Origin of the sequence: Sphingomonas sp. ERG5, assembly GCF_000803065.1 — a bacterium.
Lineage (GTDB): Bacteria > Pseudomonadota > Alphaproteobacteria > Sphingomonadales > Sphingomonadaceae > Sphingomonas.
On the sequence record NZ_JSXI01000001.1, the window covers coordinates 137,663 to 156,228 of the forward strand.

Below are 18,566 nucleotides of genomic sequence, written 5' to 3' on the forward strand. Positions count from 1 at the left end.
ATTTTTGTCGAAATGGAATTTGTGCCATTGATCAGCAACCATTGCCAATTATCGGCGCATATTGACCATGCCAGCCGCACCACCCGTCAATGGCTGGGTTTCCGGTAAGAATTTGCGAATGGGTTCGCCCGGATCACCAACCGGATGCCCCGCGATCGCGCCCATGATTTACGAGGAAGCACCCTGGCATGTCAGCGAGCGGCTCGGCGACGGAGAGTGCCGTGGGCGACCTGCCTATTGAGGCTGAAGCGGATCAACCCCGCGTTCCAGCCACTCCTGACGGTTTAGGCAGGTCGTCGTATCGATCCGGTTGCCAGAGGCTCTTTCCCTCTCGCAATATCGGCGCTTCTTGACTTGTGGCTTGGCCTGACCGGCTTGTGCCGCGCCCGCATTCGGGTCCGCCGCTTTCTTGGCGACAGCGGGAGTGGTGGCCATCAGCATGCCACCAGCAAGCACCAGAAGAACTTGCCTGCCCATCGTCTTCCTCCACTGCAATGCGGGCCCATCATCACCAGCCCCACCCTATCGCGACTCTGACTATCCCAAATGATCGCATCGGCCAATCTCGATGGCTGGACTGATTTCACCGCGATCAGCTTACAAGCAGGAAGCCCGAGGTCGTCGATTTCCACCGGTCGTCGACTGCGAAACCGCTAGAAGCGCCGTGAAATTCCGAGATAGAGCTCTCCATCGGGGCTCGCATGATTGAGCCCGACCGCACCGCCGATATCGAGTTGCAGCGCGTCGCTCGCCATCCAGCCAAGCGAAAGACCAGCCCGTGTTTGCGTCGTGGCGCCGGACGGGTCGTCGTCGCGCAGGGCCTGAAACTCGATGGTGCCGGTCACTTCATGGTTGAGGGCGACGGCAAGCCCCACAGTGCCGCTGAACGCCAGGTGCCGACCGCTACCATCCTGATCCACCGCCGCATCGAGTTCGGGCGTGAATGCCAGGTTGAGCGTGTTGCTCAGGTCATAGGTGGCCGGCACGACAAGCCCCGCCCCCCAATCCCCTGCCCCGATGGGGCTGCGCCCTGTCGGTAACGTCACAAACGGATGCACCGCCACGGCAAATCCGCTGCCATCGGGATTGCGCAGATTGGCCTTGAAACCCAGCGAAACGTCGCCGACCCGGTTCGCACGGTCGATCGCGCCACTATTCTTGTCCCGCGTCCGCATATGGCCGAACGGCGTCCATCCGACCTGCGCTTCGATCGTATCGGTCAGGCCGATCCGCACCAGAGTATCGCCGATCAGGATCGTATCGCTGCGCTGGCTCGAATCCTCATCGCGCGTCCAGTCGACAAGACCCGTTTCGACCGACACGCGGCCCGGCGCAATCGTACAGGCTGGGGTACCAAGACCCGGACGCTCCGGGCAATAATCGCGTTCCTCGGCATGTGCGATGCCGGGCAGCAAGGCGATCGCAGCGGCGGCGATCAGACGCTTCACACCCACCTGACCGATGCGGGATTGTCGCGCTGGGCGGTTTCGAACTCACCTTTGCGATGAAGCATCTTCTGCACGGTGAAGCTCACCACCGCACGGTCAGCGCAACCGCGCCCAGGTGGGGGCGTGATCGCTCGCTTTCTCGCGAGCGCGATAATCCTTGTCGACGCCTGCATCGACGAGGCGATCGGCGGCGATCGGGCTGAGCAGCAAATGGTCGATCCGGAAGCCCGCATCGCGCTGCCACGCACCGGCCTGGTAATCCCAGAAGGTCCATACCCCGCCCTTTGGGTGGCGGGTGCGCAGCGCATCGGTCCAACCCTGTGCGACCAGGCGGCGAAATCCTTCGCGGCTTTCCGGCTGCATCAACGCATCATCCTGCATCGCGCGTACCGAGAATGTGTCGTCGTCATTGGGGATGACATTATAATCGCCCGCGAGCACGACCGGCTTTTCTTCAGCCAACAGATCGCGCGCGCGTGCAGCAAGGCGCTCGATCCAACGCAATTTATAGTCGAATTTCGGCCCTGGCTGGGGATTACCATTGGGGAGATAGATCGAGGCAATCACCACGCCGTCAACCTCGGCCTCAAGATAGCGGCTATGGTCGTCTTCGGTCTCCCCAGCCAGACCACGCTGGCGCTCGACCGGATCACTGCCCCTGGCGAGCACCGCGACACCATTCCAGCTCTTCTGGCCATGCCACACCGCACCATAGCCGGCAGCGCGGATGTCCGCTTCCGGAAAAGTCTCGTCGCTGGACTTCAACTCCTGCAGGCACACCACATCGGGCTGCTGTTCGGTGAGATACTCGACCAGGCGCGGCAGGCGCGCCTTGATGCCGTTCACATTATAGGTGACGATCTTCAAGGCGGATCAGACCGAAAAACTGGAGCCGCAGCCACAGCCGGACGCAGCATTGGGATTCTCGACCTTGAATGCCGCACCGCCAAGCGATTCGACATAATCGACCGCACAGCCGCGCACGAGATCAAGGCTGATCGGATCGACCACAAGCTTGACCGCTTCGGTCTCAGCTACCGTATCATCATCGGCCACCGCATCGGCGAGCTCGAACTTGTACTGAAAGCCGGAACATCCCCCGCCATCGACCGCGAGCCGCAGGATGGCAGGCTTTCCCTGTCGCGCGGCAATCGCGGCGACACGCGACGCCGCGGACGGCGTCAGGGTGATCTCGGCTTGAGCTAATGTGGCCATGGTCAGGAGATAGGCGGTCGCGCGTGTGACGGCAACCAGCCGATCAATTCTCCCCCTTCTCCGAACGGGAGAAGAGGAAAGAAAATTACTGGCCGGCAGGTCCACCGATCGACGTCGGGGTCATCTTGAGCGCGCGATCCTGCACAGCCTGCAGATAATCGGCCGTCTGCAGGAACGGAACCGGATTGACCGCATGGCCATCGATACGAACTTCATAATGAAGATGGCTGCCGGTCGAACGGCCGGTCGAACCCATCAGCGCGATCAGCTGGCCCCGCTTCACCCGGGTATTGGCGGCAACAAGAATCTTCGACAGATGGCCATAGCGCGTCTGGATGCCCTTGCCATGGTTGATCTCAACCAGGTTGCCATAGCCGCCCGCACGTTCGGCGCGGCCAATGATGCCATCGGCGGTGGCATAGACCGGCGTGCCGAGCGGACCGGGGATATCGACCCCTGCATGCATCGCCGCGGTGCCGCGGAACGGATCGGAGCGCACGCCGTAATTGCTGGTGAAGCTGAGATGCTCGACTGGCTGAACCGATGGGATCGCGATCACGCCCTGTTCGAGCGAATCAAGCTTCTTCCAGGTCATGAACAGCGAGCGGAATTGAAGGTCGGCACGCGCTTCAGCGGTTGCTTCGGCGCTGTCGGCGGCTTCGAACGGGCCGCCCATTGCCGGCATTTTCGCGCGAGTGGCAAAGCGCTCAGGCGCGATGCCGAGGCGGCGCACATGCTGTATGGTCATCGCATAGCGCTGCTCAGCGGCCTGACGGGCTTTCACGGCGAGCGAAACCTGGCGGCTCTCGACTTGCTGAAGCGGCTTGATCACATCAGCAGCCACCTTGGCGTCTTCCGGATCGATGGTTGGGGTCGCCATCGACAGGGCGCGGGGATCGGCCTTGCCGGTCATCACGGCGGAGATCAGCGCCTGGCGCTGTTCGACACGGGCGGCGTGCGCCTCAGCGACATTCTTGATCGCCGCAACATCGGCCTGCATCTTGGAGACCCGAGCCTGCATTTGCGCAACCTTGGCCTCCGGCGACAACGGGGCATCGACGATACCGCTCAGCGCCACCGCGCCGACCGCGGCCTGCGCCACGCCATAGGCCGAAAAGCACAAGGTGATGCCGGCAACGCCTGCCATCATGGCCTGGGTGCGGCCACCAATGCTAAACCGGCGAAGGTCGCGGCCATCGTGAAAAATCACATCACGCGTGGTAAAATACGTCTGGTACCGCGCGATTAGCTTCGCGGCGGACGCGATTGAAATCTTGCTCATTGAGTCCCCAGCGACCATTTTTGGAAGTGCCGAAACATACCGGCCCTCCTTTTTGTCGTCTCGATCGCAGCCCCTCCGCGTTCTTGACGACCGGGTTCTGACTCACGTTGTCACAGTACAGCAAGAGCTGAAGCGGCTTAGCGGGGCAAACCGGCTGAGTTGCACGGCGAGTCGTTGAACGCTCGCTTAATCGTGGCGAAAATTGTCGATGAACCAATGACGATTTGGTGCGTTTAGCGCCGAATCTACTGGCCGAATTCGCGATTCACGCGCTCAATCGAGCGCCCTGATCGCCTCCAGCACCGCAGCGGCATGGCCGGGTACGCGTACCCGTCGCCAGGTGCGAATGAGCGTTCCTTGCGCGTCGAATAAAAAGGTCGAACGGTCGATGCCCATATAGGTCCTGCCGTACAGGCTCTTTTCGACCCAGACACCAAATGCATCAATCGCTTCATCCTTGTCATCGGTCGCGAGCGGCACGGTCAGATCATATTTGTCGATGAATTTCTGATGCTTGGCCGGCGTGTCGCGCGACACTCCGAGAATCTCCGCACCGAGCGCGCGGATTTCCGGATAGAGTTGACTGAAATCCTGCGCCTCGCGCGTGCAGCCGGCGGTATCGTCCTTGGGATAGAAATACAGCACGAACGGCTTGCCGGCATAGTCGCGCAAATTGATCCGGCCGCCACTTGGTGTCGCCAGATCGGCATCCGGGAGCTTCGATCCTTCCGCGATCTTTTCAGCCATCACTCTCTCCCCGATACCGCATGCCAGAAGTCGCCGACTTCCTGCCGCGTCCGATCGAACGAGGCAATGGCCGCATCCCAGCTTTCGATCCCCAGGGCGCGCGCAATCAGCGCCTGAGTCGCCGGCGCGGGCATTTCCGCCTCAGGCGCGACGAGCCGCAGCGTGACGATCATGCGCGTGAGCAGATCATGCGCCGCCTTCATCGCGGGCGGTGCCAGGCCGGCGGCAATCAGTCGGTCGATCGCCCGGCCGAGATGCGGATCGAACCCGGCGACATGAGTCAGTTGCGCGACATGAACCGCGAATTCCAGGTCGACCAGCCCTCCCGGCAGCAGCTTGGCATCGAGCGGGCCCTGGGGAGGCTTATGCATCGCCATCTCGCTCCGCATTGCCGCAGCCTCGGCAATGACGTCGCGCTCGGGCCGATTCCCCGCCAGCACATCGTCGATCACCGCGATCACCGCCGCGCGCGCCGCCGCCGAGCCGAATACCGGCCGGGCGCGCGTCAGTGCCATATGCTCCCAGGTCCAGGCGCTCTCGCGCTGGTAGCGCGCAAATCCGTCGAGCGAGACACTGAGCGGCCCCTGCGTACCCGACGGGCGCAGCCGCGTATCCACCTCGTAGAGCGGCCCGGATGCGGTCGAGACCGATAGAGCCGCCGTAAGACGCTGTGCAAGCCGATTATAATAAAGCACTGCGCCTAAAGGCTTGTCGCCATCGGATTCAGCTGAAAAATCTCCGGTGAACAGATAGATCAGATCGAGATCCGACGCGTGTGTCATCACGCCACCGCCCATTCGGCCCAATGCGAGGATCACCAGTTCACTGTCCGGCACATGCCCATGCCGGAGCGCGAATTCGGCTATGGTGGCACGCGCCAGCGTCTCGATCGCCGCCTCGGCGACGCGAGCATAGCCTGCCGCCACATCGAGTGGGTCGCTCGCACCGGCCACAATCTGCGCACCCAGTGCGAAACGCTTTTCGCCGACGACTTTGCGGACATGATCAAGCTGTGCCTGATAGTCGGCATCACCCTCACCCGCCGCCATTTCCCCCGCGAGTTGGTCGACCGGTCCAACCGGATCGAGCGCTGTCGCATCGATAAGCCCGTCGAGCAGCTCCGCACGCCGCCCGAGTGCCTCCGCAAGCGGCGCGGCATGACTCAGGATTGCGCCGAGCAATCGTGCCAAGGCAGGCCGCGCTTCGATCAGGCGCAGAAAATTGATCGCGCTCGGCAATCGCGCCAACATCGCGTCAAGCCGGAGGATCGCGGCATGCGGATCCGGCGACAGGCCGAGCGCCTCGACCAGACCCGGCAACACCGCCTCCAGCGCTTCCAGTGCGGCCGGGCTGCGCAATGCGGCATAGCTGCCGGCGCGCCACTGCACGATGCGCTGCACGGCCCCCTCAATGTCGGCGAATCCCGCGGCGGCCAGTTGCTCGGCAAGTCGCTCGGGATCGCTCGACAGTGCGCTATTGTCCTCCGGCTCGATCGAATCATAGATTTGCGCGGTGCGAGTGACATGCGGACGCAACAAGTCGAGCAACGCATCCGCATCCGCGACGCCATGTAGCCGCGCGACGCCATCCAGCGCCGGGCCAACCGGCAAATGATGCGTCTGGCGATCATCAATCATCTGAACGCGATGTTCGACGGTGCGAAACAAGGTGTAGGCGGCGATCATTGCCGCCGCTTCATCGGCTCCGATCCACCCCGCCCCGGCCAGCTGTGCCAGGGCGTCGCGCGTCGCGGGCGCGCGCAGCGCCGGGTCACGGCCGCCATGAATGAGTTGATGGATCTGCGCGAAGAATTCGACTTCCCGGATACCGCCGCGACCACGCTTCAGGTCGAAACCGGGGCCAAATAGCTGGCCCTGGGCATGATGATCGCGGATGCGGCGGGAAATACCCCTGATCTCGCCGATGGCGCCGAAATCGAGTGCGCGCCGCCACACAAATGGGCGCACCGCCTCCAAGAAGCGCCGGCCCAGGTCGATATCGCCGGCCGCCGCACGCGCACGGATGAAGGCGGCACGCTCCCACGGAAGTGCTTGCGATTCATAATAGGAAATCGCCGCATCGACCGGCAGCGCGATCGGTGTTGCCTCGGGCGATGGTCGCAGACGGAGATCGACGCGCAGAACATAGCCATCGCCATCGCGCGCCTGGAGCAATTCGACCACGCGCTTGCCGATCCGTACTGCTGCTTCTTGTGGCTCCTCCTTCGGGCGGCACGGCAAACTGTCGGGATCGAAGATCAGGATCGGATCGATATCGGACGAATAATTGAGTTCGTGGCTACCCTGTTTACCGAGCGCGATTGCGGCGAAACCAACCGGTTCGGCATCCGGCGTGCGTTCATGGATCGCGGTGCGGATCGCCGTGTCGAGCGCGCGGTCGGCAAAACCGCTCAACGCGCCGGTGACGGAAGTCAGATCGAGCGTCCCGGCCAGATCGCCCAATGCAACAATCAGTGCCAACCGGCGCCGCTCCAGCCGCAAACGCCGTGCGACCGGCATGGCGGGATCGTCGATCGCCACGGTGTCGAGGGCCGGCAACACGCCAGTTTGCGCGCATGCCACGATCTCCGGCTCACGGCCCATGATCATCGCCAGAAATGGCGCATCGACCGCCGCCCGCGCGACGGCATCGATGATCATGGGGTCGGTTGGCGCGCTGGTCATGTACTGATCAGGGACATCGGCCCGGAGACAAAGCCCTGGCAAGCAACAATTTTCGATGTCAGGCGTTTAGCGCGCATGTCGAAGCCATTATCACCGGCCCCGGGGGAAAATTCCACAGGCTCATTCATTGTCCAGCCGCCGCGTGCGGGGGATATGATCGGTCGTGCATTACGGTCGGCTTTTCAGCAAGATGGAATGCCCGACGATCTGGCGGCGCTGCTGAAAAACCTCGATCAGGTCGAGGCGACGCCCGCTCGATTTTAAGCGATCCGAACCGGACCGCCAGGTTCGGTCCCGGGAGATTACCCCCGGTCGCGACTCAATTCTTCGACATCACCCATGATCGTGTCGAGCGCCGTCATGCCCGCTTCATTGCTGTGCGTCCGCCGCGACGGTAATGAGCCATCGTTGAGGATCGTCTCGAGCGCAACGCGTCCACGCGCGACACGGCTCTTGATCGTGCCGACCGCGACACCGCAAATCTCAGCCGCCTCCTCATAAGCGAAACCGCCCGCGCCGACCAGGATCAGCGCTTCGCGCTGCGGCTGGGGCAAATGCAGCAGAGCGCGTTGCATATCCCCCAGCTCGACATGCTTGTCCTGGCTTGCAGGCGCGGCAAGGATGCGATCGGCGACCAGATCGTCCCACTCGCCCTTGAAGCGCGCGCGACGCATCTGGCTAAGATAGAGGTTGCGCAGGATGATGAAGGTCCAGGCGCGCATGTTGGTGCCGGCCTGAAAGCGCTGGCGCGCCGCCCATGCTTTCATCAGCGTTTCCTGCACCAGATCATCGGCCAGGTCGCGATTACCGGATAACGAGCGACCAAAGGCGCGCAGATGCGGAATGACCTGCGCCAGCTCCTTCTTGAACTCGGGATCTGAAAGCGGAACGTGCTCGACCGGCTCCTGGCCGATATCGTCGTCGTTCGCGTCGGCCTCAGTCATGCACATCCGTTTCGTATCGCTGGCGACAAACATAGGGCGAGCGGCCAGCAAAAGCCAGCACGCGCCAGATTTCAATTGCTTGGGCTCAGCGCCAAAGCAATAGAAGAGCAAAGATCACGATGACCAATGGCAATGAGATGCCGAGAATATAGCGCGTCATCTTCGGCGTCGCGCCCGCGCGGGCGTCCTGGCCACTGATATGGGTTTCTTCCTGGTCGGTCATGCGGGTTCAACCCACGAAAACCGTTTTGGGTCCGTATCGTTATCCTGCCGGCAGCATTTTTCGTCTTGAAGCCTGCTGCCGGCCTCCCGGTGCCCGATCAGGCGGCCGGAACGGTTGCCTGATCGAAGAACAGTGCCTGGCTGATCGCAGCCTTGACCGTGGAGCGCTGGAACGGCTTGGTGATCAGGAAAGTCGGCTCGGGCCGCTCCCCGGTCAGCAGGCGCTCCGGGAAGGCAGTGATGAAGATCACCGGCACGCGGAACTCCGCCAGAATATCCTTGACTGCGTCGATGCCCGAACTGTCGTCAGCAAGCTGGATGTCGGCCAGCACCAGGCCAGGCCGGTCCTCCATCGCCAGCGCGACGGCTTCGTCGCGGGTGACGGCGACGCCGGTCACATCATGGCCGAGGTCGCGCACGATCGCCTCGATATCCATCGCGATGATCGGTTCATCCTCGATAATCAGAACGCGAGCGCGGGTCTGCTTGTCGATTTCCGACAGCGCCTCGGCGACAAGGCTGTCGACCTCGCTCGCATCGACTTCGATCAGATAGGCCGCATCTTCGGGCGTAAAGCCCTCCATCGCGGTCAGCAACAAGGCCTGACGCGAAAGAGGGGTCATCCGCGCGAGCCGCGCGCGAGCGATCGATTCGTAATCGTCGCTGCCCGAATTCTCCGGCGTCTCGTCATAATTAGTCGAATTCCAGATCGCCTGGAATGTCCGGTAAAGGCCAAGCCGCGGATCGACATCGCGCGGGAATTCGGCCGGGGCCGCAACGATCGCTTCCAGCGTCGCGCGAACATAGCGGTCGCCATGTGACTGGCTCCCGGTCAGGGCGCGGCCGTAGCGGCGCAGGAAAGGAAGATGGGGGGCAAGCTGCTGTCCAAGCGACATGGCTGTCGGGGTCTCCTGACGTGAAAGCGCCGCCCTTTTGGAAGGGGCGTATCGCCAATGCAACGCGTTTTGCTGCCCATACGGAAGTGTCGGGCCTTTTTGCATCAAACGTGGAACAAACGAGACGATCTTTTGTTTCATGCTATCGTCGCGGGCTGTATGCGCGACAAATCGACCGGGCTTTCCCGGCCGTTTTTTTCCGGTATGCCCGGTTTTTCGCCGGATGCTCAGGGGGGACGACATTGAGTTCGGGCGACGAGTCTTTGAAAAAGCCGCAAGCTTCCGGGGCGGCCAAGGTCCAGAATAAGGATCGCGACATGGGAGCCGCGTTGCGCACTGTCTATCAAAAGACCGTGGAAGAGGACATTCCCGCCGAAATGCTCGACCTTCTGGGTAAGCTCGACTGACGGTCGCGTGATCGAACCGGTCACCGAGCGCGTTGTCGTTAGCCGCTCATCGCTATTCCTGTCACAGATTCCGACCGGCGCGAAGATTTTCCTGATCCTGAGTACCGCTCTGCTGCCTTTGGCAATCATCGCCTTTTTCGCCACACTGAAGACCACGCAGAATGCCGATGCCGATGCGCGGACGCGATTGAGCGTCGCCATGTCGGAAAGCGCGCGCAAACTGGCAATCGAACTGGTCGGCGACATGACCGCGCTGCGAGTCGCGCTCAATGCGCTCGACAGCGACCCGGGCGATGCGCCGAACTGCGCGCGGGTTCAGGGTGTCTTTGCGCAACAGGCATCGGCCGGCACTCGTTTCATGATTACCGATGATGCGGGGCGCGTGCTGTGCGGTACCACCCTGCCGCCCGAAATGGCGCTGGCGCCGGCGGCCAGCGATGCTCCGATCGCGGCCCGACTGGTGCCCGACCGGGGCCTGGTTCTCGCCATCAAGGGCGCCAAGGGCGCGGCAACCGCAAGTGCTTATTTTCCCGCTCCATTTCTAGCCGACATCGGACGGCCAAGTGGCTTTACCGCAGCTTATGCCGCCACGCTGCTGCACGGCGATGAAGCAGTGAGACTGATAAATCTGCCTTCTAGCGGGCCGTTGGAGCGCCGCGAAACATTGCATCAGCAACTCGGCATCGGCGGACTGAGCCTGCAGATGAGCGTGCGCAGCTTGCCGATCACCTCGCCGTTGCTGATCGCGCTGCTGCTTCCGATCCTGATGTGGGCGGCTGCCGCCAGTATCAGCTGGTTCGTCGTCGACCGCTTGCTGATTCGTCCGTTGCGGCAATTACGCACAAGCGTTGCCGCTTATGTGCCCGGTGAGGAAATCGATCCCGCACAAGTACGCGCCCTTCCGGCGCAGGAAATCCGCGAGCTTGGCGATACGTTTCGGATGATCAGCCGCACCGTCGCGGAACATGAAGCCGGGTTGGCTGAAGGACTGGTCCGGCAAACCCGACTGACACGCGAAGTGCATCACCGCGTGAAAAACAATCTTCAGGTCATCGCCAGCCTGATCAACTTCCACGCTCGCGGCGCCAAATCGCGCGAAGCGACCGATGCCTATGCCGGTATCCAGCGCCGTGTCGATGCGCTCGCAGTGGTTCACCGCCACCATTTCGCTGAGATGGAGGAACATCGCGGACTGTCGCTGCGCTCGGTAGTCGGCGAGCTCGCCTCAAATATCCGCGCCACGGCGCCGGAGGGGCCATCGCAGATCGGCATCACCCTCGACGTCGAACCCTATCTGGTCAATCAGGATGTGGCGATCGCAGTCGCGTTCCTGATTACCGAGATCGTCGAACTGGCAATGAGCTGCAATCCGTCGGCGCAAATCAGGATTTCGGTCAAGGGCGCAGACACACCGGATCGCGCGGTTCTCCGCGTCAGCTCCCCTGCTCTGATCGAAGGCGACGCGCTGCGCGAGATCGTGACTGAACGCTATGGCCGGGTGATCGAGGGATTGTCGCGTCAGCTCCGTTCCAAGCTGCATCACGACCCGCTGATCGGTGCCTACGAGATTGCCGTCGCCATCACCGGACGCGATTGATTCAAAAGATTCAAAAGATTCGAATTTTTTTCGAAAACCGTGGAACTCGATTTAGGCAAGCACGTTCTGATATTCGGATAGTGACTTTATGCCCCCCCGCTCTCGCTATCCAAGACATGGGCCCGGACGCGTCAACCTCCCCCCCCCGGTGGCGCTTCCGGGCCCAAATCGTCTCAGCTCTTCACAGACCATCTTGCGGCGAATCATTACCGGCTGCGGAACGAAGGTCCGGGGTCGATCATTGATCCGGCAGGGCATAGGCCTTCAAGCAGGAGATCACCGATGCGCAAAGTTATGGGAATGGCCGTTGTCGCGGCAGCGTTGCTGGTCAGCGCGTGCAATACAGTCGAAGGCGTCGGCCGTGACATCAGGTCGGCTGGCGACACCGTCGCAAAGACCGCCAACAGCGCTAAATAAACCGTTTCTCGGTTCGCCAGCGATGGCGTGGGGCGAAACCCTCTCCCGGCATCGGGAGAGGGTTTTTTCTTGTCAGGCGCTCTCGCCGGCGTCGATCGTGGACGCTTCCTTGGCGCGCTTGCGCTCAGTGAACCAAATCCCGATCAGCGCAATTTCGTAGAGCATCACCAGAGGAACCGCGAGCAGCAGTTGCGATCCGATATCGGGTGGCGTCAACACGGCAGCAATCGCGAAGGCAGCAACAATGGCATAGCGCCGCGCGCTGACCAGTTGCTTGCGTGTCACGATCCCGGCGCGCTCAAGCAGCATCAGCAGCACCGGCAGCAGAAATGACAGGCCGAACGCGAACAGGAACTGCATCACGAAATCGAGATAATTGCCGACCGAAGGCAGCGCCTCCTGCTGAATGCCGCCCAGATCGCCCTGGTACGAGAGCAAGAAATGCAACGCCATTGGCACCGCGATATAATAAGCCATCGCCGCGCCCATGATGAACAGGATCGGCGTCGCGAGCAGGAACGGCAGCAAGGCGCGCTTTTCCTGGCGATACAAGCCTGGTGCGACGAATTGCCACAACTGGTTCGCGATGACCGGGAAAGACGCCATCATCGCAGCGAAGAACGCAACTTTCACCTGGACGAAGAAAGCTTCGAAAATCTGCGTGTAGATGATTTTGCTCTGCCCTGCCGCGACCAGCGGGTGGACCAGAAAAGCGAAGATCGGACGCGAAAAATAAAAGGCGACGATGAACGTCAGCACCAGCGCAGCCGCGCAATACAGCAACCGCCGTCGCAATTCGATCAGATGATCGAGCAAGGGCGCCCGAGTGGCGTCGATCTCGCTGGTCTCGTTCACGGTTTTGGTTTGGCCTTGGAGGGCGTTTTTGCTGCGGACGACGCGCGCGGCGCAGCTGTCTTGGCAGGCGCTCGCTTTGCCCTGGGAGCAGGTGCCAGCGCGACGTCCGTCGCCGGTACCAACGCGACGTCCGTCGCCGGGGCGGGCGCTACGACCGGCATCTCGACCGTTACCGGCGGCGCATCTTCCGACGCACCACCGCCGGTCTCGCCAGCAGGCATGGGTAGCATATGCTGCGCGGTCGGCGGGTGCTCGCGCATGATCCGCTCATTCTCCGCCGCCCAACGCTTTTCCATGTCCTGCAGTTCGGCCTCGCGCACCATCGAATCGAAGCCCGAGCGGAATTGCCGCGCGACCCCACGCGCCTTGCCGACCCAATAGCCCACAAAACGCATCGCCTTGGGCAGGTCCTTCGGACCTATGACGACCAGCGCGACGGCAGCAATAAGGAGAAGTTCTGTAGGCGCGACGTCGAACATTCAAACGGCCTGTCAGCGCAATCGCGCGGGTCAATAGTTCAACGGTAACAGATCAACGCTCTTCGCGAAGCTTCTCGCCATCGCGGTCGAACGCAGGATCGGGAACCTTCTTGGCATCGATTCGCGCCGGATCGACCTTGTCGTCTTCCTCGGCCATGCCCTTCTTGAACTGCTTGATGCCCTTGGCGACGTCCCCCATCATATTGGAGAAACGACCGCCGCCGAGAAGCAGGATCGCAACGATCCCGAACACCAGCCAGTGAACCAGGCTGAAACTACCCATTACCCATCTCCTTGGAGCTTGGGTCCTATCTAGTCGTCCTCGACAGAAGATTCTACCTCTAGCTGCTCGAAAGCGAGATCGACCGGATCGAGCAGCCCCGCCGCCTTCAAATCATCGATTCCAGGCAGGTCGCGCCGGCTCGAAAGACCGAAATGCGCCAGAAACTCAGGCGTCGTGGCATAGAGCAAAGGCCGCCCTGGCACTTCGCGGCGACCGGCCGGGCGGACCCAGCCCGCTTCCATCAGCACATCGATCGTGCCCTTGGAGATTTGCACGCCCCGGATCGCCTCGATCTCGGCGCGAGTCGCGGGCTCATGATAGGCGATGATCGCCAGCGTCTCGATCCCGGCGCGGGACAGTTTACGCGGCTCTTCACGATCGCGGCGCAGCAAATGCGCCATATCGGCGGCGGTCTGGAAGTGCCAGCGGTCGCCGCGCCGAACCAGTTCGATGCCGCGCCCGGCATAATCCCGCTGCAGCGTCTCGAGCGCTTCCCTGATACCGGCCGCATCATTCAGGTGCGCGCGAATCGCTTCTGCCGTCATCGGCTCGGTCGCTGCGAACAGCACCGCTTCAACCGCGCGGGCGAGATCGTCGGGCGGGGTCATGCCGGACCCTTGATATAAAGCGGCGCGAAGGGCGATTTCTGGCGCAGTTCCACCCTGCCCTGCCGCGCGAGTTCCAGTGCAGCGACGAAGCTCGAAGCCAACGCCGACTTGCGGAAAATACCCGTCGCGCTTTCGGGCAGGAACGTTTCGATCACGCTCCAGTCGATTCGCTCGCCAAGCAGCCGCGAGACTCGCTCCAATGCCGCCTCCAGGGTCATCACCGGCCGGTTGGCGACGATGTGCATCACCGGACGCGTGCGTGCGGTGATGCGCCCATAGGCGGCGATCAGGTCAAAAATCTCCGCCTGCCACAATGCTTTGCGTACGGTCCTGAGGCCTTCGGGCGCCCCACGCAGGAACACGTCGCGCCCGGTGCGGTCGCGTGCCATCAATCGTGCGCCGCCTTCGCGCATCGCATTGAGCCGTTCGAGGCGAAGCTGCAGGCGGAGCGCAAGTTCTTCGGGATCGGGTTCGACCTGCGGGTCACGCGGCAACAGAAGTGCTGATTTGAGATAGGCAAGCCATGCTGCCATCACGAGATAATCGGCGGCCAATTCCAGCTTGATCGCCTTGGCTTCTTCGATGAAACGCAGATATTGCTCGACCAGTGCCAGGATCGAAATCTCGCGCAAATCGACCTTCTGGTGCCGCGCCAGCGCAAGTAGCAGGTCAAGCGGACCTTCCCAGCCATCCAGGTCGAGCGTGAGGGTTTCCGGATCGGTCATCGGCAACAGGTGTAAGCGTTGGTCGTGCCGCAACACAATCCTCCGCAATTGCGGGGTGAGCTAGGTCACGCCCAGCAATTGATCCCGCTTCGCGATCAGCGCCGCCAGGTCACCCTCGGGCCGTGCGTGGGCGATCGTCGCCATCGCCCGATCGAGCCGCTCCAACGACCGTGCCGAAATCTCGCCCAGCCGCTCCGCAATATCCTCCATCTCGGCCATCCGACCCCAGCAATCGAGCACAATATCGCATCCGGCAGCGATCGCGCCGGCCGCCTTGTCACCCGCCGTACCCGACAGGGCCTTCATGTCGATATCGTCGGTCATCAGCAGTCCGTCGAAGCCGATCCGTTTGCGGATAATTTCCTCGATCACGATCGGCGACAGCGTCGCGGGTCGATCCGGATCCCAAGCCTGGAACACGATATGCGACGTCATGCCCATCGGCGCGCCGGCCAGCGCCTTGAAGGGCGCAAGGTCGATCTCAAGGTCCTCGTCCGACGCGGTGACGGTCGGCAAATGGTAGTGCGTATCGACCACGGCGCGACCATGCCCCGGCATATGCTTGACCACGCCGACCACGCCGCCGCGCTGCAGCCCGTCAACGATCGCCCGCCCCATCGCGGCGACCCGCATCGGCTCGCTGCCGAGCGCACGGATCGAGATCGCCTCCGTCGTGTCGGGCTGCGACACGTCGAGCAAGGGCAGACAATCGACTGTGATGCCGACTTCGGCCAACGTCAGCGCGATCGCTTCGGCATTGGCGCGCGCCGCCTCGATGCCCGAGATCGGCGCGGTTTCGTATAGCGCATCGAACACAGGCCCTGCGGGAAAGGCGGGCCATTCGGGCGGCTGCATTCGCGCGACACGCCCGCCCTCCTGATCGATCAGGATCGGTAGATCGTCACGCCCGGTCATTGCACGCAAGTCGTCGGTCAGCGCGCGGACCTGCACCCGGTTTTCGATATTGCGCTTGAACAGGATATAGCCAGCCGGATCGGTGGCGCGGAAAAAGGCGCGCTCGTCCGCGGTAATGGTCAGGCCCGACAGGCCGTAAATGACGGGAATCATGACACGCTCTTCTCCCCTCCCTGGACGGGACGGGTCGGGGGTGGAGTGGTTTCCCAGGATATTCATCCTGGGGAGAGAAACCCACCCCTAGCCCTCACGCCGACAGAGGGAAATAATTTTACGCGTCAGTCATGCGCGACGAAGCATGCCTCACCCGCAACCTTCAGCTTGCCGCAAAGGCTCGATGCCTGGCCCGCACTGCCCGCATTGACGCGCAACCGGTACATCGTCCGGCCATTGACCTCGGCCTTCTGAACCGATTTGCCGAGCGGCGCGAGATAGGTGAAGCGCTTGGATGTCTTGGCCCAGGCCTGGTTGGCCGACGCTTCGTCGGGGAATGAACCGAGTTGCACCAATGCGCCGCCAGATGCGCCAGCCGAAGCCGCGATCGCCGGGCCGGTCGGCGCCGCCTTCAACGCACCGCTTGAGGCCGGGACCGCTGTGACTGCCTTGGAACCGCCCGCCGTCGCCGCATCGGTCTTCGCCTTGGTGCCGGCGATCGGCGCCTCGGGGATTGCATCGACATTGATCTTGGCATCGCCGGACGCGGCGCCATCGCTCGTCGCAATCGCGCTGTCGCCCTCCCCTTCGACCTTCAGGCCGCCCGGATCGTCGGGCTTGACCTTGTACTCGCCTTCTTGCGCATTGATCAGCGTGCCGTCACCCGCTTCGCCAAGCGACCTCTGATAATAGAGATACCCGAAGATCGCCGCAGCAATCAGGGCCAGGCCAAGCGCGACGTAGAGGACGATCCGAAGCATGCTCGGGCCGTCGTCATAATCCTCGTCGACGGTTTCAAGCCAGGGCAGCCGATCTTCATCGCGCATGTCGAATTCGTTCGACGTGGCCATTTGTTACATCTCCTGGACCGCCTGCACCCCCATGATGCCGAGTCCGTTACGGATAACCTGCCCGATTGCCTCGGCCAAGAAAAGCCGCGCGCATGTCAGCTCGGCGTTGTCCGCGATCATGAAGCGACGGGCGGCATCGTCCTTGCCCATATTCCACGCCGCGTGCAGCGCTGCCGCCAAGTCATAGAGATAAAAAGCAATTCTATGCGGCTCACGTGCCGCCGCCGCCGTGTCGACGATGCGTGGAAACTGCGCTGCGAGCTTCACCAGCGCCAGTTCCTGCGTGTCAAGTTGGGACAAATCGACCGTGCTGCACGTGATGCCCGCTTCCGCGACCTTTCGGCCGAGCGATGCGATCCGTGCATGGGCGTACTGCACATAAAAGACCGGATTGTCCTTCGACGCCTCGACCACTTTGGCAAAGTCGAAGTCCATCTGCGCGTCCGACTTCCGCGTCAGCATGGTGAAACGGACCACATCCTTGCCGACTTCGTTCACGACCTCGGCAAGCGTGACGAAATTGCCCGACCGCTTCGACATCTTGACCGGTTCGCCAGCGCGCAGCAGCCGCACCATCTGCACCAACTTCACATCGAAGCGCGTCTTGCCGCCGGTCAATGCCTGCACCGCTGCAACGATGCGCTTGACCGTGCCGGCATGGTCAGCACCCCAGATGTCGATCAGCGCGTCGGCGCTTTGTGCCTTCTGGTAATGATAAGCGAGGTCCGCACCGAAATAGGTCCATTCGCCTGAAGACTTGCGGATCGGTCGGTCCTGATCATCGCCGAATTTGGTCGAGCGGAACAACGGCAGCACGACCGGCTCCCAGTCCTCGGGCGTCTCGCCCTTTGGCGCTTCCAGCACGCCGTCATAGATCAGATCGCGCGCGCGCAGATCCGCCTCGGCCGCCTCGGGCTTGCCGGCCGCCTGCAATTCCGCTTCCGACGAGAACAAGTCATGATGGATACCGAGCAGCGCGAGATCAGCCTTGATCAGCACCAGCATCGACGCCACCGCGCTCTTGCGGAACGGCGCAAGCCATTCGGCTTCGGGCGCGTCAGCATATGTGTCGCCGAATTCCCTGGCCAGCGCCTGGCCGACGGGGACCAGATAGTCGCCGGGATACAGCCCCTCCGGAATCTCGCCGACATCGTTGCCGAGCGCCTCGCGGTACCGCAGGTGCACCGAGCGCGCGAGCACATCGACCTGGCCGCCCGCATCGTTGACATAATATTCGCGGATCACCTTGTGCCCGGCAAATTCCAACAGGCTGGCCAGCGCGTCGCCAACCACCGCGCCGCGGCAATGCCCCATATGCATCGGGCCGGTCGGGTTGGCGGAGACATATTCGACATTGACGGTTACGCCCTTGCCGCGCGACGACTTGCCATAATCCTCACCCTCGTCGCGGATCGCGGACAGTTCGGCGCGCCACGTGTCCTCGGTCAGCGCCAGATTGATGAACCCGGGTCCTGCGACCGATACCGTCTCGACCTCATCGAGCTTGCCGAGTTCGGTGGCGATCTTTTCGGCCAGCGCGCGCGGGTTGGTCGCGGCGGGTTTGGCCAGCACCATCGCGGCGTTGGTGGCGAGATCGCCATGCGTCACATCGCGCGGCGGCTCGACCGTCACGGCGGCGCGATCCAGCCCAGCGGGCAAGTCGCCCGACGCAACAAGCGTATCGAGCGCCGCATCGAGATGCGCGGCGAAACGGGTATAGAGGGTCATGGCTGGTCCGGTCGATGTCAGAGGCGAGCGCGGCCCTTAGCCGAAGCGGACGCGCGCTTCAAATTTCACCTCATGCGCAAATTCGCGCGCTGGGGAATTTTGGACCGGCG

General features: G+C 62.5%; 21 protein-coding genes. 3 read left to right on the forward strand and 18 right to left on the reverse strand.

Features of this window, described 5'->3' with window-relative positions:
- Positions 1–234 precede the first annotated feature (234 nt).
- The 10 genes from OO12_RS00655 to OO12_RS00700 all read right to left on the reverse strand — a co-directional run bounded on the left by OO12_RS00655 (position 235) and on the right by OO12_RS00700 (position 9,438).
- Positions 235–477, reverse strand: coding sequence for a hypothetical protein (locus OO12_RS00655; protein WP_034156684.1), 243 nt, complete (start codon positions 475–477; stop codon positions 235–237).
- Between the two features lie 176 nt (positions 478–653).
- A complete protein-coding gene (locus OO12_RS00660) occupies positions 654–1,448 on the reverse strand; it encodes a transporter (protein WP_034156685.1) in 795 nt (264 codons plus the stop codon).
- Between the two features lie 96 nt (positions 1,449–1,544).
- Positions 1,545–2,315, reverse strand: a complete 771-nt coding sequence (gene xth / locus OO12_RS00665; protein ID WP_034156686.1) for an exodeoxyribonuclease III — start codon at positions 2,313–2,315, stop codon at positions 1,545–1,547.
- Positions 2,316–2,321: 6 nt separating this feature from the next.
- Positions 2,322–2,663, reverse strand: a complete 342-nt coding sequence (gene erpA / locus OO12_RS00670) for an iron-sulfur cluster insertion protein ErpA (protein ID WP_034156687.1) — start codon at positions 2,661–2,663, stop codon at positions 2,322–2,324.
- A gap of 85 nt (positions 2,664–2,748) precedes the next feature.
- A complete protein-coding gene (locus OO12_RS00675; RefSeq protein ID WP_034156688.1) occupies positions 2,749–3,945 on the reverse strand; it encodes a peptidoglycan DD-metalloendopeptidase family protein in 1,197 nt (398 codons plus the stop codon).
- Between the two features lie 273 nt (positions 3,946–4,218).
- Positions 4,219–4,692, reverse strand: a complete 474-nt coding sequence (locus OO12_RS00680) for a peroxiredoxin (RefSeq protein ID WP_034156689.1) — start codon at positions 4,690–4,692, stop codon at positions 4,219–4,221.
- On the reverse strand, positions 4,692–7,376 hold the full coding sequence (glnE, locus tag OO12_RS00685) for a bifunctional [glutamate--ammonia ligase]-adenylyl-L-tyrosine phosphorylase/[glutamate--ammonia-ligase] adenylyltransferase (RefSeq protein WP_082006250.1): 2,685 nt from the start codon (positions 7,374–7,376) through the stop codon (positions 4,692–4,694). The genes OO12_RS00680 and glnE overlap by 1 nt, the downstream gene beginning before the upstream one ends.
- 302 nt (positions 7,377–7,678) lie before the next feature.
- On the reverse strand, positions 7,679–8,320 hold the full coding sequence (locus OO12_RS00690) for a sigma-70 family RNA polymerase sigma factor (protein ID WP_034156837.1): 642 nt from the start codon (positions 8,318–8,320) through the stop codon (positions 7,679–7,681).
- An 85-nt stretch (positions 8,321–8,405) separates the two neighbouring features.
- Positions 8,406–8,543, reverse strand: coding sequence for a hypothetical protein (locus tag OO12_RS28850; RefSeq protein WP_034156690.1), 138 nt, complete (start codon positions 8,541–8,543; stop codon positions 8,406–8,408).
- Between the two features lie 97 nt (positions 8,544–8,640).
- Positions 8,641–9,438 carry a response regulator gene (locus OO12_RS00700; protein WP_034156691.1) on the reverse strand — a complete coding sequence of 266 codons (798 nt, stop codon included), beginning with the start codon at positions 9,436–9,438 and terminating at the stop codon, positions 8,641–8,643.
- A 20-nt stretch (positions 9,439–9,458) separates the two neighbouring features.
- On the opposite strand from OO12_RS00700, the gene OO12_RS28980 reads away from it, so the two are divergent.
- The 3 genes from OO12_RS28980 to OO12_RS00710 all read left to right on the forward strand — a co-directional run bounded on the left by OO12_RS28980 (position 9,459) and on the right by OO12_RS00710 (position 11,859).
- Positions 9,459–9,845, forward strand: a complete 387-nt coding sequence (locus OO12_RS28980) for a NepR family anti-sigma factor (protein ID WP_152616189.1) — start codon at positions 9,459–9,461, stop codon at positions 9,843–9,845.
- Positions 9,846–9,852: 7 nt separating this feature from the next.
- Entirely contained in the window at positions 9,853–11,442 is a 1,590-nt protein-coding gene (locus tag OO12_RS00705; RefSeq protein ID WP_235364625.1) for a sensor histidine kinase, read from the forward strand.
- A 282-nt stretch (positions 11,443–11,724) separates the two neighbouring features.
- Positions 11,725–11,859 carry an entericidin A/B family lipoprotein gene (locus OO12_RS00710; RefSeq protein ID WP_034156692.1) on the forward strand — a complete coding sequence of 45 codons (135 nt, stop codon included), beginning with the start codon at positions 11,725–11,727 and terminating at the stop codon, positions 11,857–11,859.
- Between the two features lie 72 nt (positions 11,860–11,931).
- Here OO12_RS00710 and tatC read toward each other — a convergent pair whose 3' ends face one another.
- From tatC to argS, 8 genes are all read right to left on the reverse strand, one after another.
- The gene (gene tatC, locus OO12_RS00715; RefSeq protein ID WP_034156693.1) at positions 11,932–12,714 is read right to left on the reverse strand and encodes a twin-arginine translocase subunit TatC; all 783 of its coding nucleotides are present in this window, start codon (positions 12,712–12,714) and stop codon (positions 11,932–11,934) included.
- Positions 12,711–13,193: a Sec-independent protein translocase protein TatB gene (gene tatB / locus OO12_RS00720; protein ID WP_034156694.1), complete on the reverse strand. Its 483-nt coding sequence runs from the start codon at positions 13,191–13,193 to the stop codon at positions 12,711–12,713. The genes tatC and tatB overlap by 4 nt, the downstream gene beginning before the upstream one ends.
- Positions 13,194–13,245: 52 nt before the next feature.
- Positions 13,246–13,476 carry a twin-arginine translocase TatA/TatE family subunit gene (locus OO12_RS00725; RefSeq protein WP_034156695.1) on the reverse strand — a complete coding sequence of 77 codons (231 nt, stop codon included), beginning with the start codon at positions 13,474–13,476 and terminating at the stop codon, positions 13,246–13,248.
- Between the two features lie 29 nt (positions 13,477–13,505).
- On the reverse strand, positions 13,506–14,084 hold the full coding sequence (scpB, locus tag OO12_RS00730) for an SMC-Scp complex subunit ScpB (RefSeq protein WP_034156696.1): 579 nt from the start codon (positions 14,082–14,084) through the stop codon (positions 13,506–13,508).
- Entirely contained in the window at positions 14,081–14,809 is a 729-nt protein-coding gene (locus OO12_RS00735) for a segregation and condensation protein A (protein ID WP_034156697.1), read from the reverse strand. Before OO12_RS00735 ends, scpB begins: the two co-directional genes overlap by 4 nt.
- 60 nt (positions 14,810–14,869) lie before the next feature.
- A complete protein-coding gene (locus OO12_RS00740; protein WP_034156698.1) occupies positions 14,870–15,877 on the reverse strand; it encodes a glycoside hydrolase family 3 N-terminal domain-containing protein in 1,008 nt (335 codons plus the stop codon).
- A gap of 125 nt (positions 15,878–16,002) precedes the next feature.
- On the reverse strand, positions 16,003–16,728 hold the full coding sequence (locus OO12_RS00745) for an SPOR domain-containing protein (RefSeq protein ID WP_034156699.1): 726 nt from the start codon (positions 16,726–16,728) through the stop codon (positions 16,003–16,005).
- A gap of 3 nt (positions 16,729–16,731) precedes the next feature.
- Entirely contained in the window at positions 16,732–18,456 is a 1,725-nt protein-coding gene (gene argS / locus OO12_RS00750; protein WP_034156700.1) for an arginine--tRNA ligase, read from the reverse strand.
- Between the last annotated feature and the right edge of the window lie 110 nt (positions 18,457–18,566).